This window comes from Pseudomonas paraveronii (assembly GCF_963681955.1).
GTDB classification, from domain to species: Bacteria; Pseudomonadota; Gammaproteobacteria; order Pseudomonadales; family Pseudomonadaceae; genus Aquipseudomonas; species Aquipseudomonas paraveronii.
In genome coordinates this window covers 1851156-1866234 of the sequence record NZ_OY817130.1, presented here as the reverse complement: position 1 = coordinate 1866234, position 15079 = coordinate 1851156, and the positions used below count along the sequence as shown (strand labels likewise).

At 57.9% G+C, this 15079-nt stretch carries 19 protein-coding genes; 15 read left to right on the top strand and 4 right to left on the bottom strand.

Annotation, left to right across the window (positions count from 1 at the left end; all coding sequences use genetic code 11):
- The first annotated feature begins 48 nt into the window (after nt 1–48).
- From U5A08_RS08475 to U5A08_RS08415, 13 genes are all read left to right on the top strand, one after another.
- Nucleotides 49–621 carry a phage baseplate assembly protein V gene (locus U5A08_RS08475; RefSeq protein ID WP_321851149.1) on the top strand — a complete coding sequence of 191 codons (573 nt, stop codon included), beginning with the start codon at nt 49–51 and terminating at the stop codon, nt 619–621.
- Nucleotides 618–962: a GPW/gp25 family protein gene (locus U5A08_RS08470; protein WP_321851148.1), complete on the top strand. Its 345-nt coding sequence runs from the start codon at nt 618–620 to the stop codon at nt 960–962. The genes U5A08_RS08475 and U5A08_RS08470 overlap by 4 nt, the downstream gene beginning before the upstream one ends.
- On the top strand, nt 959–1870 hold the full coding sequence (locus U5A08_RS08465) for a baseplate J/gp47 family protein (RefSeq protein WP_321851147.1): 912 nt from the start codon (nt 959–961) through the stop codon (nt 1868–1870). Before U5A08_RS08470 ends, U5A08_RS08465 begins: the two co-directional genes overlap by 4 nt.
- Complete coding sequence (locus U5A08_RS08460) at nt 1870–2490, top strand: phage tail protein I (protein ID WP_321851146.1); 621 nt, start codon at nt 1870–1872, stop codon at nt 2488–2490. Before U5A08_RS08465 ends, U5A08_RS08460 begins: the two co-directional genes overlap by 1 nt.
- A complete protein-coding gene (locus U5A08_RS08455; RefSeq protein ID WP_321851144.1) occupies nt 2483–4048 on the top strand; it encodes a phage tail protein in 1566 nt (521 codons plus the stop codon). The genes U5A08_RS08460 and U5A08_RS08455 overlap by 8 nt, the downstream gene beginning before the upstream one ends.
- Nucleotides 4049–4057: 9 nt before the next feature.
- A complete protein-coding gene (locus U5A08_RS08450; RefSeq protein ID WP_321851143.1) occupies nt 4058–4486 on the top strand; it encodes a phage tail assembly chaperone in 429 nt (142 codons plus the stop codon).
- 127 nt (nt 4487–4613) lie between these two features.
- Complete coding sequence (locus U5A08_RS08445; RefSeq protein ID WP_321851142.1) at nt 4614–5789, top strand: phage tail sheath protein; 1176 nt, start codon at nt 4614–4616, stop codon at nt 5787–5789.
- Nucleotides 5790–5846: 57 nt separating this feature from the next.
- The gene (locus U5A08_RS08440; RefSeq protein ID WP_321851140.1) at nt 5847–6362 is read left to right on the top strand and encodes a phage major tail tube protein; all 516 of its coding nucleotides are present in this window, start codon (nt 5847–5849) and stop codon (nt 6360–6362) included.
- Between the two features lie 50 nt (nt 6363–6412).
- A complete protein-coding gene (locus U5A08_RS08435; RefSeq protein ID WP_321851138.1) occupies nt 6413–6748 on the top strand; it encodes a phage tail assembly protein in 336 nt (111 codons plus the stop codon).
- An 8-nt stretch (nt 6749–6756) separates the two neighbouring features.
- Nucleotides 6757–6876 carry a GpE family phage tail protein gene (locus U5A08_RS08430; protein WP_078049802.1) on the top strand — a complete coding sequence of 40 codons (120 nt, stop codon included), beginning with the start codon at nt 6757–6759 and terminating at the stop codon, nt 6874–6876.
- Nucleotides 6866–9847: a phage tail tape measure protein gene (locus tag U5A08_RS08425; protein ID WP_321851135.1), complete on the top strand. Its 2982-nt coding sequence runs from the start codon at nt 6866–6868 to the stop codon at nt 9845–9847. The genes U5A08_RS08430 and U5A08_RS08425 overlap by 11 nt, the downstream gene beginning before the upstream one ends.
- A 5-nt stretch (nt 9848–9852) precedes the next feature.
- Nucleotides 9853–10293, top strand: a complete 441-nt coding sequence (locus tag U5A08_RS08420) for a phage tail protein (protein ID WP_321851134.1) — start codon at nt 9853–9855, stop codon at nt 10291–10293.
- On the top strand, nt 10290–11558 hold the full coding sequence (locus U5A08_RS08415; RefSeq protein ID WP_321851133.1) for a phage late control D family protein: 1269 nt from the start codon (nt 10290–10292) through the stop codon (nt 11556–11558). The genes U5A08_RS08420 and U5A08_RS08415 overlap by 4 nt, the downstream gene beginning before the upstream one ends.
- Before the next feature lie 5 nt (nt 11559–11563).
- Here the strand turns inward: U5A08_RS08415 and U5A08_RS08410 are convergent, their stop codons facing one another.
- The 4 genes from U5A08_RS08410 to U5A08_RS08395 form a co-directional block, all read right to left on the bottom strand.
- Nucleotides 11564–12085: a hypothetical protein gene (locus tag U5A08_RS08410; protein WP_321851127.1), complete on the bottom strand. Its 522-nt coding sequence runs from the start codon at nt 12083–12085 to the stop codon at nt 11564–11566.
- Nucleotides 12082–13110: a hypothetical protein gene (locus U5A08_RS08405; protein ID WP_321851125.1), complete on the bottom strand. Its 1029-nt coding sequence runs from the start codon at nt 13108–13110 to the stop codon at nt 12082–12084. Before U5A08_RS08405 ends, U5A08_RS08410 begins: the two co-directional genes overlap by 4 nt.
- A 111-nt stretch (nt 13111–13221) precedes the next feature.
- Nucleotides 13222–13662, bottom strand: a complete 441-nt coding sequence (locus U5A08_RS08400) for a hypothetical protein (RefSeq protein WP_321851123.1) — start codon at nt 13660–13662, stop codon at nt 13222–13224.
- Between the two features lie 126 nt (nt 13663–13788).
- Entirely contained in the window at nt 13789–14205 is a 417-nt protein-coding gene (locus U5A08_RS08395) for a helix-turn-helix domain-containing protein (RefSeq protein WP_321851122.1), read from the bottom strand.
- Nucleotides 14206–14306: 101 nt separating this feature from the next.
- Between U5A08_RS08395 and U5A08_RS08390 the strand changes: the two genes are divergently transcribed.
- Nucleotides 14307–14555, top strand: a complete 249-nt coding sequence (locus U5A08_RS08390; RefSeq protein WP_321852193.1) for a hypothetical protein — start codon at nt 14307–14309, stop codon at nt 14553–14555.
- Nucleotides 14556–14595: 40 nt separating this feature from the next.
- Nucleotides 14596–15069: a YmfL family putative regulatory protein gene (locus tag U5A08_RS08385; protein ID WP_321851121.1), complete on the top strand. Its 474-nt coding sequence runs from the start codon at nt 14596–14598 to the stop codon at nt 15067–15069.
- Nucleotides 15070–15079: the final 10 nt, after the last annotated feature.

Below are 15079 nucleotides of genomic sequence, written 5' to 3'. Positions count from 1 at the left end.
AACCCGCTTGAGCTGCACTCCCACGCGCGTGGCGCCACCATCGGCGCCATGAACGATCTAGCCGCCCTCTCCCGCATGCTCGAAAACCTAATCCGCTTCGGCGTCATCGCCGCCGTGCAGATGGAGCCCCCGCGCGTGCAGGTTAAAACCGGAACACTGACCACCGCCTGGCTGCCATGGCTGGCCCTGCGCACCGGGTCTGACCGCGAATGGGACCCGCCCACCGTGGACGAACAGGTGATCCTGTTCAGCCCATCCGGCCAGCTCGCCAACGGCGTCGTCCTAACCGGTCTGTTCAGCGACCACATCCCCGCCAACGGCAACCGCGCCGGCCTGCACCGTCGCACCTACGCCGACGGCGCGGTGATCGAGTACGACAGCGTCGCCCATCACCTGAACGCCACCCTGCCGGACATCGGCACCACCAGCCTCGTGAGCAAGGGCGGGATCAACATCATCGGCCCGATCAATCACCAGGGCGATTACAACCAAACCGGCAACCAGAACGTGGTCGGCCTCGTGACCGTCTCCGAAGACGTGATCGCGGCCAACATCAGCCTGGTCAAGCACCCGCATGGCGGCGTGCTGGTGGGCGGTGCGAAGACGGGGAAACCAGAATGAACCGAGAAACCGGCGCCGCCATCGGAGACCTGGCCCACATCGGTCAGAGCATCACCGACATCCTCACCAACCGCATCGGCACCCGAGTGATGCGCCGCGAATACGGCAGCCTGCTGCCCGAGCTGGTGGACCATCCGTTCAACGATGCCACGCGCCTGCGTGTGTACGCGGGCACAGTCATGGCGCTGATGCGCTGGGAAACCCGTATCAGCCTCAGCCGCGTGCAGTTCGTCGGCGCGAACCTGCAAGGTCAGTCGGTGCTGGAGCTGGAAGGCACCATCGTCGACACCAATGAAGCGCTGAGCCTGAGCCTTCCGCTGCAACTGGGGGGCAGTGTATGAATTCCTTTGCCGCGATTGACCTCAGTCAGCTCCCCGCGCCGCAGATCGTCGAGCAGATCGACTTCGAACTGATCCTGGCCGAGCGCAAGGCCTACATGATCAGCCTCTGGCCGATCGAGGAACAGGAACAGATTGCCGAGCGCCTCGACATGGATTCGGAGCCCCTGGCCAAGCTGCTGCAGGAGAACGCCTACCGCGAGACCATATGGCGTCAGCGGGTTAATGAAGCGTCCATGGCTAACCTACTGGCCTTTGCCAAAGGCCCCGATCTGGAACAACTGGCGGGCAACTACAATGTGAAAAAGTTGGTCATCCAGGAAGGCAGCGCATTAGCGGTACCGCCTGTGCCAAGGCTCATGGAGAGCGACGACAGCCTACGCGAACGGGCGCAGATGGCCTGGGAAGGACTGAGCACCGCCGGTCCGCGCAACAGCTACATCTTCCACGCCCGAGCATCTGATGGGCGGGTCGCCGACGCCACCGCTGAAAGCCCTTCACCTGCCGTTGCTGTGGTCACCGTGCAATCGCTGCTCGGCGATGGCACCGCCTCGGCTGACTTGCTCGCCCTGGTCAAGACCTACCTCAGCGACGAAGACCGCCGGCCGGTGGCGGACCGCTTGCTTGTCCAGGGTGCGCAGATTCTCAACTACCAGGTCAAAGCCCAGCTCTTCTTGCTCTCCAGCGGGCCAGAGTCGGAACCGGTCCTTGCAGCCGCCGAGCAGCGTTTATTGGCCTACGTCCACCAACGGCGTCGTCTGGGCATGGAAGTTTCAGAGTCAGCCCTGCATGCGGCGTTGCATGTCGAGGGCGTGCGCAAGGTCGAGCTGGAAGGCTGGGTCGATATCGTCGCGACCAAAGCCCAGGCGCCGTTCTGCACCAAAGTCACCGTCACCCGAGGTGTCGAATAATGGCCGCCCAGCAACTGCTACCGGGGAACTCCACGCTGCTGGAACGCCAAGCGGCACAGGCGCTCGCGCAAATTCAGCGCGTGCCCATTCCCCTGCGACAGCTCTGCAACCCAGACACCTGCCCACTTGAAATATTGCCGTACCTGGCCTGGGCCTTTTCGGTGGACCGCTGGGACAGCAAATGGACCGAAGCCGCGAAACGATCTGCCATCCGGTCATCCCACTTCATCCATTCGCGCAAGGGAACCATCGGCGCCCTGCGGCGAGTGGTCGAGCCTTTGGGCTACCTGATCGAAGTTCTTGAATGGTGGCAAACCAATCCTCTGGGTGTGCCAGGCACCTTTGCCATCAAGGTCGGCGTGCTGGAAACCGGCATCACCGAAGAGATGTATCAGGAACTGACCTGGTTGATCGATGACGCCAGGCCCGTCACCCGTCACCTCACTGGCCTGGCTATCAGCCTTGAAACCACGGGCGCGATCAACATCTTCGCCAGCGTTTATGAAGGCGATGAAATCGACGTTTATCCGCCGGTCATGCGTGACATTGAGGTCACCGGTTCCTTTGGCGTGGTCGGGCGTGAACACTCCATAGACACCCTGGACGTTTATTATGATTGATGTGAATTCACAGTTTTTCGCCATCCTCACTAAAGTAGGGAGAGCCAAGCAGGCAAACGCCGACGCGCTCGGTATCCCCTGGAAAATCACTGAAATGGGCGTGGGTGATGCAAATGACACTGACCCCATTCCAAACGAGGCGCAAACCCGCCTGATCAACGAATGGCGCCGACGCCCACTCAATCAGCTCCGGGTTGACCCAGCTAACTCTGCAGTGATCATCGCAGAGCAGATTATCCCGGCCGACGAGGGCGGGCGCTGGATTCGCGAGATCGGTCTGTATGACGCGGACGGCGATCTGGTGGCTGTGGCCAACTGCGCGCCGAGCTTCAAGCCGTTGTTGTCGCAGGGCTCCGGCCGCACGCAAGTGGTGCGGATGAATTTCATTGTGTCCAGCTCCGGCAACATCACGCTAAAGATCGACCCGGCGGTGGTGTTGGCGACTCGCGAGTATGTTGATCAGCGGATTCTGGAGGAACTTTACAAGCTCGACAGCAAGCAATCGGTACGTGTGGCCACCACGGGCGACATCCCGTTGGCCGGACTTCAGACGGTCGACGGGGTGGCCCTGGTAGCCGGTGACCGCGTGCTGGTGAAAAACCAGGCAGTGACCAAGGACAATGGTATTTACCTGGCGGCATCGGCAGTCTGGACCCGGTCGGCGGATGCAGACACCAATGCCGAGGTGACCTCGGCGCTGCTGACGTCGGTCGAGCAGGGCGCGACCCTGGCCGACACCCGTTGGCAGTTGGTCACGGATGGGGTGATTGTCCTGGGCACTACGGCCCTGACGTTCCAGAACGTGACCCAAGGCTTTGCGCCTATTAATTCGCCGGCCTTGATTAGCCCCACGGCGACGAGCACACCGGCTCTGTTCAATAACAGCAAGTTGCTGGCCACGACCGAGTTTGTGAATGACGCTATGGGCGGGCTTCGCCGCACGGTCTATAGCCTGACACAAGGCCAAGTGATAACCCCGGCCATGGTTAACTCGATGATTTATGCGGGGGGCACGGTAAACAGCGCGACGCTGCCGCTTTTGTCGAGCGTGCCTGTGGGTTCTACCCTGACGTTTGCTGCCATGTCCTCAGGTATTACCTTGCAGCGACAGGGCGCCGATACGATTTGGGTGACATCTGTGAACCCTACGATTAATTCGGTCAACATTAATTTGGGTGACACACTGACGCTGACAGCTTCGCCCTTCGGCTGGGCGGTCACGGGCGGCTCTGCAATGTTCGCCTATCAGGGATCTATCGGCGCTTTCGGGGCTTCGCTCGGCTCCCCAGGATTTCAAAAGCTGCCGAGCGGCGACATTGAAATGTGGGGTTTGACAGGATCCACGGCGGCGGGGGTGATCACACCGATTACGTTCATGAACGCCTTCCCGAACGCCTGCACGAATATCCAACTGACCTACGTTGATGCGGGGGTGCAGTTGCCTGCCTCGCGCGGATGTCCTCATCAGGTCGGTGCTTTTTCGAAGACGGGGTTTAACTATTCCCACTCGGGAAGTGGTGGGGCAGCCCAATTCTTTTGGCGCGCTAAGGGTAACTAAGGGGGATTTATGAATCATTACTGTGCGGCGGATGGTGGCTTTTACAGTTTGGCGTTTCACGGCTTCATTCCAGACGGATCGGTTGAGGTCGCTGATGAGGACTATGAAGCGCTTAAGGCAGGCCAAGAGCAAGGCAAGTGGTTGGTAGCAAATGATCAAGGCTATCCGGTGCTGATTGATCCGCCGCAGCCATCGCCTGAAGTGTTGGCCGCCATTGAGCGGCAGTGGCGTGACGAGCGCTTGTTGGCGACTGATGGTGTCGTTTCACGGCATCGCGACGAGGTGGATGAAGGTTCGCCACTCACGCTAACCCTGGGGCAATACGCCGAGTTGCAGGCCTACCGGCGCGCGCTGCGCAACTGGCCAGAAGCTGGCGAGTTCCCCCTGAGTGAGCACCGCCCCCCAGCGCCGGATTGGCTAGCCGGCGAGTCTCAGTGAATTCAGCCAGGTGGCACTCACCACTTGGCCCTGTAAACACCTCCCCTACAAGTCCCGCCGCTCGCCCATTCGGCGCGCGCGCGGCAGCCTGTGTACTGTCATTCCATCACAGCGCAGGCAACCACCCATGGCCGGTTCAGACTATCTCCACGGCGTGCGGGTCATCGAACTCAACGACGGCACCCGCCCCATTCGTACCATCCCCACCGCAGTCATCGGCCTGGTTTGCACGGCTGAAGATGCGGACCCGCTTGTATTCCCGTTCGACACACCTGTCCTTCTGACCAGCGTGCAAAGCGCCATCGCCAAAGCCGGTGTCAAAGGCACCCTGGCCAGCAGCCTGCAAGCCATCGCAGACCAGACCAAGCCCTACACCATCGTCGTGCGGGTCAAGGAAGGCGCAGACGAAGCCGCTACCACCAGCGCCCTGATCGGCACCACCACCGCCGACGGCAAATACACCGGCATGAAAGCCCTGCTGGCCGCCAAGGCCCGGGTGGGTATGACGCCGCGCATCATCGGTGTGCCTGGCTACGACAGCCAGCCGGTAGCCACCGCCCTCGTTTCGATTCTTCAGGACCTGCGAGCCTTCGGCTACGTGAGCGCCTGGAACTGCAAAACCAAGGAAGAGGTGGTCGCCTACCGCGAAAACTTCGGCGCCCGTGAACTGATGTTGATCTGGCCGGACTTCCTGAACTGGGACACCGTAACCAGCAAGACCGTTACCGCCTATGCCACGGCTCGCGCCCTCGGCCTGCGGGCAAAGATCGACCAGGAAACCGGCTGGCACAAGACCCTCTCCAACGTCGCCGTCAACGGCGTGACCGGCATCAGCGCCGACGTGTTCTGGGATCTGCAAAACCCGGCCACCGACGCCAACTACCTCAACAGCAACGAGGTCACCACGCTGATCAACGAGGGCGGCTTTCGTTTCTGGGGTAGCCGCACCTGCAGCGACGATCCGTTGTTTGCCTTCGAAAACTACACCCGCACCGCGCAGATCCTTGCCGACACGATGGCCGAAGCGCAGATGTGGGCCATGGACAAGCCCATGCACGCATCGCTGGTGCGAGACATCATCGGAGGCATCAACGCCAAGTTCCGCGAGTTGGTTGCCCAGGGCTATCTGATCGGCGGGAGCTGCTGGTACCCGGAAGACATCAACGACAAGGACACCCTCAAGGCCGGCAAGCTGACGATCGATTACGACTACACGCCTGTGCCGCCACTGGAAAACCTCACCCTGCGCCAGCGCATCACCGACAGCTACCTGATGCAGTTCGCAACCGCTGTAAACGCTTAAACCGGGCCTCCCCGCAAGGGGAGTTAACCCCGTGCCATAACCCCGGAGAACACCGCCATGGCCCTGCCACACAAACTGAAAAACATGATGCTGTTCAACGACGGCGGCAGCTACAGAGGCAAAGCCAAGACCGTCACCCTGCCCGCTCTGGGCCGCAAGATGGAAGCCTATCGTGCCGCCGGTATGAATGGACCGGTCAAGGCCGATCTGGGCTTCTCCGACGATGGCATCCAGCTGGAGTGGAAGCTCGGCGGTCTCGATCTGATCGTGCTCAAGCAGTTCGGTGCGGTAAATGCGTCGGGTGTGGCACTGCGTTTCGCAGGGGCTTACGAACAGGACGACACCGGGGAAGTCAGTGCGGTGGAAGTCACCGTGCGCGGCCGTCACGAAACCATCGAAATGGGTGACGCCACCCCTGGTGAGGACACCGAGCACTCCATCACCACCACCTGCAGCTACTACAAGCTGACCGTCGACAACGAAGACATCATCGAAATCGACCTGCTCAACTTCATCGAGAAGGTCGGCGGCGTCGACATGCTGGAGAAACAGCGCTCCGCCATCGGCCTTTGATCCACGTTCTCGATCGCTAATCGTACCCTCTCATCAACAGGACCTTTTCCATGAAAAACGCAGATACCGAACAACCCGAAGTTAAACCCCTGGCCGACGACAACACCGTCATCCTCGACACCCCAATCCGTCGTGGCACCACCACCATCGGCAGCATCACCCTGCGCAAACCCAACGCGGGCGAGCTGCGCGGTGTGAGTCTGGCCGAACTGCTGCAAATCGACGTCAACAGCCTGGTGAAGGTCGTGCCGCGCATCAGTAACCCGACACTCACTGCCGTCGAAGTCACGTCGATGGACCCTGCCGATCTGTTCGCACTCGGCACCAAGGTGTGCGGTTTTTTGCTACAGAAATCGATGAAGACGGACGCATCCCTCGTTGCGTAGACGACGCCATGGCAGACCTGGCGGTGGTTTTTCACTGGGCACCGGCTGATATGGATCAGTTGGGCCTGCAAGAGCTGATGGAATGGCGCGAGCGCGCCCGGGTGCGGAGTTCGACCGATGGCAAATGATCTGCGACTACAGGTGCTGCTCAGTACCATCGACAAGGCCACCCGCCCGCTGAAGCACATCAGCGAAGGGGGCATTGAGACCGCACGCGCCCTTAAGGCCGCTCGCGACCGCCTGAAAGAACTCACCTCCCAGCAAAAAGACGTCAGCGCCTGGCGGGCTCAGCGGGCAGCGGCTGAACAAACCGGCGCGTCACTCACCGCTGCACGCGATCGAGTCAAATCTCTCAGCCAGGAACTCGCCGCGACCGACGCGCCGACCAGGGCGATGACCAGGAGCTTTCAAGCAGCGGTGCGCGAGGCCCAGCGGCTCAAGCAGCAGCACCAACAGCAGAACGTGCAGTTGCAAGGGCTGCGATCGAAGCTCTACGACGCCGGCATCAGCACTAAAAATCTCGGCCCCCATGAGCGCCAGCTGCGCGAGCAAATCAACGCTACCAACGCCAGCATCAGCACGCAAGGCAAGCGCATGGCCGAGCTGAGCGCCCAGCACAAGCGCGCGGCGTTGGCTCGTAGCCAGATGGAAAAGTCCCAGCGCGCCGCCGGCAACCTCGCCGTGAACGGCGCCGCAGGGCTGGGCGTGGGCTACGCGACGACCCGACCGATTGCCGCCGCAGTCAAAGCCTTCGCGCCCAATGAGGATTCCGCCACACAGCTCAAGGTGTCGATGATGGACGACACCGGCAAGGTCTCGGAGGACTTCCAGAAAATCACCGACCTGGCCACCAAGCTGGGCGACCGCTTGCCAGGCACCACGGCTGACTTCCAGAACATGATGACCATGCTTCGGCGTCAGGGTCTGAGCGCGCAAAGCATCCTCGGCGGCACGGGTGAGGCGGCCGCGTACCTGGGCGTTCAGTTGAAGATGGAGGCCACTGAGGCGGCGGAATTTGCCGCCAAGATGCAGGACGCCACGCGCACCACTGAAAAAGACATGATGGGCCTGATGGACACCATCCAGCGCGGGTTCTATGCCGGTGTTGACCCAGGCAACATGCTCCAGGGCTTCAGCAAAATCGCCCCGGTGATGGACGTCATCAAGAAGTCAGGGATCGATGCAGCCAAGGAACTCGCGCCGCTGCTGATCATGATGGACCAGGCTGCTATGGACGGTGGTTCCGCAGGCAACGCTTTCCGCAAAATTTTCCAGGCTGGATTGAACCAAGACAAAGTCGACAAAGCGAACAGAATGCTCGCGAAGTCAAACAAGGGGATATCGTTCAACTTTACGGATGACAAAGGCAACTTTGCCGGTCTGGAAAATTTGTATGCGCAAATTGAGAAGCTGAAAGCCCTGAACGATATCGACCGAACAGAAGTTAAGCAAACGCTGTTCGGGGATGATGCGGAGACGATGTCGACCCTCGACGCCATGATGAACAAGGGCCTGGCCGGGTATCGGGAAGTCCAGCAGAAGCTGCAAACCCAGGCAGACCTTCGCACTCGCGTTAACGAACAGCTCAGCACACTTTCCAATGTCATGGAGGCCGCCGAGGGCAGCTTCACCAACGCCATGGCAGAGTTCGGCGCAGCCGTTGCGCCGGACCTGAAGGACCTGATCAAAACCCTGGGCGAGATCGCAAACAGCATCGGCGCCTGGGCCCGGGAGAACCCGAAGTTGGCTGGAGGCCTGGTCAAAGTCGTGGCCGCGATCGCTGGGCTGGCATTCGTGTTCGGTGGCCTGGCGTTGACCATGGCGAGCATGCTGGGACCGTTCGCCGTGCTGCGCTACGGCATGACAATTTTCGGTCTCCAAGGTGGCGGCATCACCAAAATGCTCGGCCGGTTGCTCCCCACGCTGACCGGTCTGGCTCGTAACGTGTTCCCTATGTTGGCCCAGGGTGCCCGTCTGTTCGCTACCACACTGGGTGGTGCTGTCAGCACAATCGGCACTGCGATACTCGCAACACCTATTGGATGGTTGATGGCAGCAATTGCAGCCCTCATCGCTGCTGGTTTCCTTGTTTACAAATACTGGAAGCCGATAAAAGGTTTCTTCCTCGGCTTCTGGCAAGGGCTTACCGCAGCCCTGCAACCCGTACTCAGTGGATTCAGTAAATTTGGCGGGCTGTTGAGCAGTCTGGCGAAAGCCGCCTATTCCATACCTGTTGTGGGGACTGCGTTGCGGCTGCTTGGCAGCATCGTAAAACCACTGTTCGACATGATATCCGCCGGCATCAGCGGTCTGATTGGTTGGTTCAGTGACCTGTTGAAACCGGTCGACGACGTCGGCGGTGCGGCCCAATCGATGGGGCAGCGGTTCGGCGCAGCCTTCGGCAGCATGATCATGACGCTGCTGCAGAGCATCAGCTCAATCGCCACTGGTGCCGTCAACCTATGGGCAAACATCAAGACCAGCTTTGACCAGGGCCTCTCTGGCATTCTTCAGTTGATCACTAACTTCAGCCCGCTTGGCTTGTTCTACCAGGCCTTTTCCGGGGTTATGAACTACTTCGGCGTGGAACTGCCTGGGAAATTCACCGAGTTCGGCAGCATGATCGTGAATGGTCTGGTCAATGGGCTGACAGCCGGTCTCGGCGCCGTCAAAGACACCATCAGCTCGATCGGCGACGCCAGCATCGGTTGGTTCAAGGAAAAGCTCGGTATCCACAGCCCGTCACGGGTGTTCGCGGAGCTGGGTGGATTCACCATGGCCGGCCTCACCCAAGGCCTGGAGGGTGGGCAGAAAGGCCCGCTGAACGCGCTGACCAGCATGAGCAAACAGCTGACCGCAGCCGGCACCTTGGCCCTGGGCGCCACCGCCATGCCGGCGTTTGCCGTGGATAACACGCCACCTATCAGCAGTGCGCCCGCCGCAGCCGTTTACGACAGCCACGACACCTACGAATTCTCCATCACCGCCGGGCCTGGGACAGACCTGCAAAGCCTGGAAAAGACCGTGCGCGCCATGCTGGCCCGCATCGAAAACGAAAAGAAAGCGCGTCAGCGCAGCAAACTTTCGGACCTGGAATAACCACCATGATGATGGCCCTCGGCATGTTCGTGTTCAGCCTCAGAACCGCCGCCTACCAGGAGCTGCAACGCCAAACCGATTGGCGTCACGCCAGCAACAACCGCATCGGCGCCGCTCCCGCGCGGCAATTCGTCGGCCGTGGCGAAGACACTATCACCCTCCCCGGCATCATCCTGCCGGAGCTGGCCGGCAGCGCCCTCAGCCTCGACGCCCTGCGCCTGATGGCAAACACCGGCAAGGCCTGGCCCATGGTCGAAGGCAGTGGCCGGATCTACGGCCTGTGGGTGATCGAAAGCATGAGCGAGACCAAGACTATCTTTTTCAGCGACGGCACCCCACGGCGCATCGAGTTCACCCTGAGCCTGAAGCGCACCGACGACGACCGCATCGACCTGCTCGGTGCGGCTACCAGTACTGGCGTCAACATCCTGCGAGGCCTGCTGTGATCGAATCGGTCATCTCCAAAGTCACCGGCTACGTGCGCAGCACCGCCGAGCAGTATGTCCGTGACGCGGCCTATCCCGTGCCAGCCTTCAGGCTCACCGTCGACGGCCTGGACATCGCGCAACTGGTCAGCCCGCGCCTGATGAGCCTGGAGCTGACCGACAACCGCGGAGTCGAGGCCGACCAGCTCAGCATTACCCTCAGTGACCATGACGGCCTGCTGTCGATCCCGCCAAAGGGCGCGGTGCTGCGGTTGTGGCTGGGCTGGAGCGATACCGGCCTGGTGGACAAGGGCACCTATACCGTCGACGAAACCGAACACACCGGCGCTCCAGACGTGCTGAGCATCCGCGCTCGATCGGCAGACCTGCGCAAGGGCCTGAAAACCAAACGCGAGCGCAGCTGGAGCAACACCACCCTCGGCAAAGTCCTGGGCGATATCGCCATCGGCAACGGCCTCACCGCCACCATCGCAGGCGCGCTCGACGGTTTGCCCATCCTGCAGCTCGACCAGGCCAACGAATCCGACGCCAACCTGATCAGCCGCCTGGGCGAAGAATTCGATGCGGTGGCCAGTGTCAAAGCCGGTTGCCTGCTGTGCCTACCGGCTGGCGGAGGCAAGACCGCCAGCGGCCTGGATCTGCCACACATCACCCTCACCCGCGCCGACGGTGACCAACACCGATACCTGCAGGCCGACCGCGACAGCTACGACGGCGTGCGTGCGTACTACTACGACGTGAACAGTGCAAAAAAACAGGAAGCCATTGCCGGCGGCGGCGACAACCTCAAAGACCTGCGCCACACATACAGCGACCAGCAGTCAGCCCTGCGCGCTGCCCGGTCTGAGTTCCGACGCCTGCAACGCGGTAGTGCCACGCTCAGTTACAACCTGGCCATGGGCCGGCCGGATCTGATCCCTGAGCTGACGTACACGTTCCAGGGCGTGAAAGCGGAAATCGACGAGATCATCTGGTACGGCGGCAACGTACAGCACAGCCTGAGTGCGGACGGCGGGTATACGGTGAGCCTGGAGCTGGAGAGCAAGCTGCCGGAGGACAATGTCGAAGACTTGGCAGAAGAGAACAAAGGGGATTACACGGGGATCATCGCGTACTACCGCGACCAGAAAACCGGGAAGGAAAAGACGATTACGGCGGGGGATCAGTCCAAGCCGAGACGGTTGCGGTGGCTGTACGCGAGCGAGAAGACGGCCAAGCGGGCGGTGGATCGGGAATTTAGAAGGTTAAGTAAATTTAAAGCATAAAACACTTACTCTTTTGAACTCTGCTTCGAATATCCTTCAAGTAGCCTTTTGCGCTCATCCTCTCTATCGGTCATAGTCTTTATGACATCAGCCGGCACCAAGGTTAGAACAATAGTCCAAAGTTGCCACAGTGTTAAAGCCACAAGCGCGCCATATGAAAGTCCGCGCAGCAAGTCTTTATACTCTAAAGCGAATGGAAATATTTTTATCAGCGGCGCCACCACACCTATAACTAAAATAATGCACAAAATTGCGGTTGAATGAACGACAGGAGAGAACAACCTACTCAATCCAGTTTGGCTACCTTCACCTGACGCCTTTTCGTCTACAAATGATAACTTTAGCCTTTCTGGATAGACTATCGCAATCCACGCACCAACAACCGCAAAAATAATAGACGCAGTGGTACGCAGAGCCTCAAAAAGAGGCCACTGCTTTTCGAAAGGAACTTCCCTTCCCAGCCAGCAAGACACCCCAACAAAAGAAACTGAGGTTATCCAAGCCACAACCTTTAGCAACTTTCTCATAGTAACATTTTAAGTATTGCTGCTTTACGCTTATCTAGTGCAGCCAACAAAGAGTCCGTATTAAACACCTCATCATTATCCTTCTCAACATCCAATTCAAATTCTCCTCTAGCTGTAGCGTGACTTAACCAGTGAGTTTTCGGATCACCTTTTATTTTAAACCCATAATCGTCCCATTGTCTTTCGGTATTTTCTTTGTACTCATCAATAATTCCGCTCATATCACTTTCGGTTATATGAGTACCAATCTCATATTGCAAATTAATAAAATCAGCCGGCTTTTTTTCTGGTTCCGAAATTTTCGTCCAGCGCAGAACCTGCTGCCAGACCTTAAGATCATCTTTACGATTAAGCTGAAGTCTAGTTTTGCGAATAGCACGAGATATTTTTTCGACATTTTTGAGTAAAAAATCAAACTCTCCCGATTTACGGTACAAGCCCGTCTGAAATTTCGGGTAAAGCTTTTGCGGCCTATCCTTTTCGCTTTCCCTATAGCCAAGCAATTCAATATCAGCCCCAGCACTAGCATTTTTTGCATGCACTACAAATTTCGAAAAAAGCTCCATATAAGACTTAATGTATTGCTGAAAAGCCGGCTGACCGGTAATAAGATGCTGGAAGCCAATACTTGCAAAAACATTTTTATCAGGCACCACCCAGAAATACGTTGCAAAACCAGGAATACTTCCCTTCTGGATTTTGTTAGCAATTACTGTAGGATGACCAACACTGGAACTCCCCACGACAGAATGAACGCTTCCTTCTGACGCGGGAGTCTCATTCCATATTTTAACAAGCCAATTACCGTTCTTCTTTTTTATATCCAAAATATATGCAGGGCACAACTCAGTAAACTCGGACTGCTGATAAGTCTTAGTTTGACTTAACGGCTTATCCTTACTCCAACCCCCAAGATCTTGCAGAATTTCCTCTATGCTTCCAAATTCAGAATCTGCGCCACGCCAAGTATAATACCCACACTTCGATATATCATAAATTCCGACTCTAGCCTTTTGCACCGGCATACTAACGCTCCCCAAACCCCAAAATTTTAAACCACCAAAAACATTGCAAATCAGTTAAAACCCATCAATCTCAAAAATACCAGACGCTTTGAGAGATCAAGCGCTTACAAATCACTTAAATGTCAGCAAACAAGTACTCATAACACAAGCCCCACTTAAAGAAAGACCATTCGCAAAAGTGCGGCTTTTATAAATCGCCCCATCCATAACCCTTTCAACTTCGACACCGCTCCCCTGCGTCAATGCAATCACCGCCCTTTGCGCGAGCTGCGCAGCATATTGGCTACGTGAAACATTCTGAGGCTCCCTTGAACCATTCCATGCGACATTGATTCGGTCGCACTTGAACTCAAGTTTCATCGCAAAGATCTCGTCGCCAAATGTATATCGAGTTGCTATGCAGCCTGGCGCGTCTTCTTCGTGGGCCTTTTTGAGTACTGGATCACCGACGGCATTAACAAGGAGGCCCTCGTCTATCTGGCGGATATCAGCAGACGCGATCGAAATTAACGTAATGAACAGACAGACAAAGGCCGATATTGCTTTGAACATGGACCACATCCTTATGTTGATTCAAGACAGCGCCGGTCGGCGGGCCTGTTAGCTCTGTTTGTCGAGCTTTAGCGGCGACGATCATCAGCGTCCCTGCGCAATTGATACGTTCTTAATAGGTACAGATTATGCTGGCCGTTTGGTATCAGCAAGGGCTTCCGTCAAATCCTTTAGGCGCTGCTCTATGTCCCTTATGCGTTTCTTTTCTTCAGCAGCGCTCTGTATCTCCCGCCTATCGGTCTCTTCTAATGAACGGAATAGCGCCAGGATTGCGTCCTCTTGCGGGCTAATAGGAGGCGATACGGCCGGCACCACTGACATACCTCGCAACATTGCCCCCTCCCCCGTGAGCAACCAATCCAGAGAAACGCCTTCAGCCTCGCTCACGTTTACGCATAACGCATAAGGAATGGATTGCCGGCTGCGCCAACTCCCCAGCGTCTGTCGATTCACGTCCAGCTTACGTGCCAACTCACTGTCGCTATCAACGGCAAAGACCGTCATCAAGCGGTCAAGCACGGCGTCCAAAGACTTTTTCTGCATTTTGAGTAAATACCGCTTGATTTATTTAAATAGAATAAATAGGCTTATGCGCAATGAGTACATCTTAACCAACTAGGAACACATCAACCATGAGCCAAGCCATGGAAAAGCGCCACATCCAAGCACGGCTGATTGAGCGCGGCAGCAACTTCCGTCAGTTCGCCCTGAGCCACGGCTATGAGGTCCGCACGGTGACGCAAGTGGTTCAGCGCTGGGCAGGGCACGACAAGCTGCCCCGTGGCCGGTTGACGTTCCAAATCCTGCGCGACCTTTCTCGGGCAATCGGCAAGGAAGTGCTGCCGGGAATCCTTGCGGAAAGCGCCGAGCAAATCACAGCACAGGCTGTATGAAATGACTGTAGGGGCGATGACTCCAGGGAGAAACCAGAAGATGAAACGCCCAGTTCTAGCGACCAAGCGCCAGGTAATGAGCGCAGTGATCAACGACTACGAAGGTGGCCGGGAATGCGCAGCTGCGCGCCTGGGGTACGAACTCAAGAAGTTCGATAACCACATCTACGAAAACGCCGGCAGCCGGCCTCTGAGCGATGAGCAGATCCATCTGCTAGAGCAAGACATGGGCACCACCTACCTGCCGGAATACATCGCGGCCATGTATGGCGGCATGTTCGTGCCCCTGGCCAAACCTGAAACGCTGGACAACATCGACCTCTACAACCGTTCGGTAAGGGCCGCAGCCAAGCGCGGTGTGGTCGATCAGATCATTGCAAAGGCGTTGGACGACGGCGTTATTGAGCGGGACGAAGCGGAGGCAATTCTGCGCGCTCACAGCCATTACATGGCGGCTCGCCACTCCGAGGTCCTGGCAACGATTCTGCTGCACAGCCGGGGGAAAAAACAGTGAGCGCCTGCAG

What these genes read in the sequence shown, in the direction of transcription:
- U5A08_RS08445 (WP_321851142.1), top strand. Translation starts at nt 4,614, where the DNA reads ATGGCCGGTTCAGACTATCTCCACGGCGTGCGGGTCATCGAACTCAAC.
- U5A08_RS08390 (WP_321852193.1), top strand. Translation starts at nt 14,307, where the DNA reads ATGGAAAAGCGCCACATCCAAGCACGGCTGATTGAGCGCGGCAGCAAC.
- U5A08_RS08430 (WP_078049802.1), top strand. Translation starts at nt 6,757, where the DNA reads ATGGCAGACCTGGCGGTGGTTTTTCACTGGGCACCGGCTGATATGGAT.
- U5A08_RS08410 (WP_321851127.1), bottom strand. Translation starts at nt 12,085, where the DNA reads ATGAGAAAGTTGCTAAAGGTTGTGGCTTGGATAACCTCAGTTTCTTTT.
- U5A08_RS08460 (WP_321851146.1), top strand. Translation starts at nt 1,870, where the DNA reads ATGGCCGCCCAGCAACTGCTACCGGGGAACTCCACGCTGCTGGAACGC.
- U5A08_RS08395 (WP_321851122.1), bottom strand. Translation starts at nt 14,205, where the DNA reads ATGCAGAAAAAGTCTTTGGACGCCGTGCTTGACCGCTTGATGACGGTC.
- U5A08_RS08385 (WP_321851121.1), top strand. Translation starts at nt 14,596, where the DNA reads ATGAAACGCCCAGTTCTAGCGACCAAGCGCCAGGTAATGAGCGCAGTG.
- U5A08_RS08450 (WP_321851143.1), top strand. Translation starts at nt 4,058, where the DNA reads ATGAATCATTACTGTGCGGCGGATGGTGGCTTTTACAGTTTGGCGTTT.
- U5A08_RS08435 (WP_321851138.1), top strand. Translation starts at nt 6,413, where the DNA reads ATGAAAAACGCAGATACCGAACAACCCGAAGTTAAACCCCTGGCCGAC.
- U5A08_RS08465 (WP_321851147.1), top strand. Translation starts at nt 959, where the DNA reads ATGAATTCCTTTGCCGCGATTGACCTCAGTCAGCTCCCCGCGCCGCAG.
- U5A08_RS08470 (WP_321851148.1), top strand. Translation starts at nt 618, where the DNA reads ATGAACCGAGAAACCGGCGCCGCCATCGGAGACCTGGCCCACATCGGT.
- U5A08_RS08400 (WP_321851123.1), bottom strand. Translation starts at nt 13,662, where the DNA reads ATGTTCAAAGCAATATCGGCCTTTGTCTGTCTGTTCATTACGTTAATT.
- U5A08_RS08440 (WP_321851140.1), top strand. Translation starts at nt 5,847, where the DNA reads ATGGCCCTGCCACACAAACTGAAAAACATGATGCTGTTCAACGACGGC.
- U5A08_RS08475 (WP_321851149.1), top strand. Translation starts at nt 49, where the DNA reads ATGAACGATCTAGCCGCCCTCTCCCGCATGCTCGAAAACCTAATCCGC.
- U5A08_RS08455 (WP_321851144.1), top strand. Translation starts at nt 2,483, where the DNA reads ATGATTGATGTGAATTCACAGTTTTTCGCCATCCTCACTAAAGTAGGG.
- U5A08_RS08405 (WP_321851125.1), bottom strand. Translation starts at nt 13,110, where the DNA reads ATGCCGGTGCAAAAGGCTAGAGTCGGAATTTATGATATATCGAAGTGT.
- U5A08_RS08420 (WP_321851134.1), top strand. Translation starts at nt 9,853, where the DNA reads ATGATGATGGCCCTCGGCATGTTCGTGTTCAGCCTCAGAACCGCCGCC.
- U5A08_RS08425 (WP_321851135.1), top strand. Translation starts at nt 6,866, where the DNA reads ATGGCAAATGATCTGCGACTACAGGTGCTGCTCAGTACCATCGACAAG.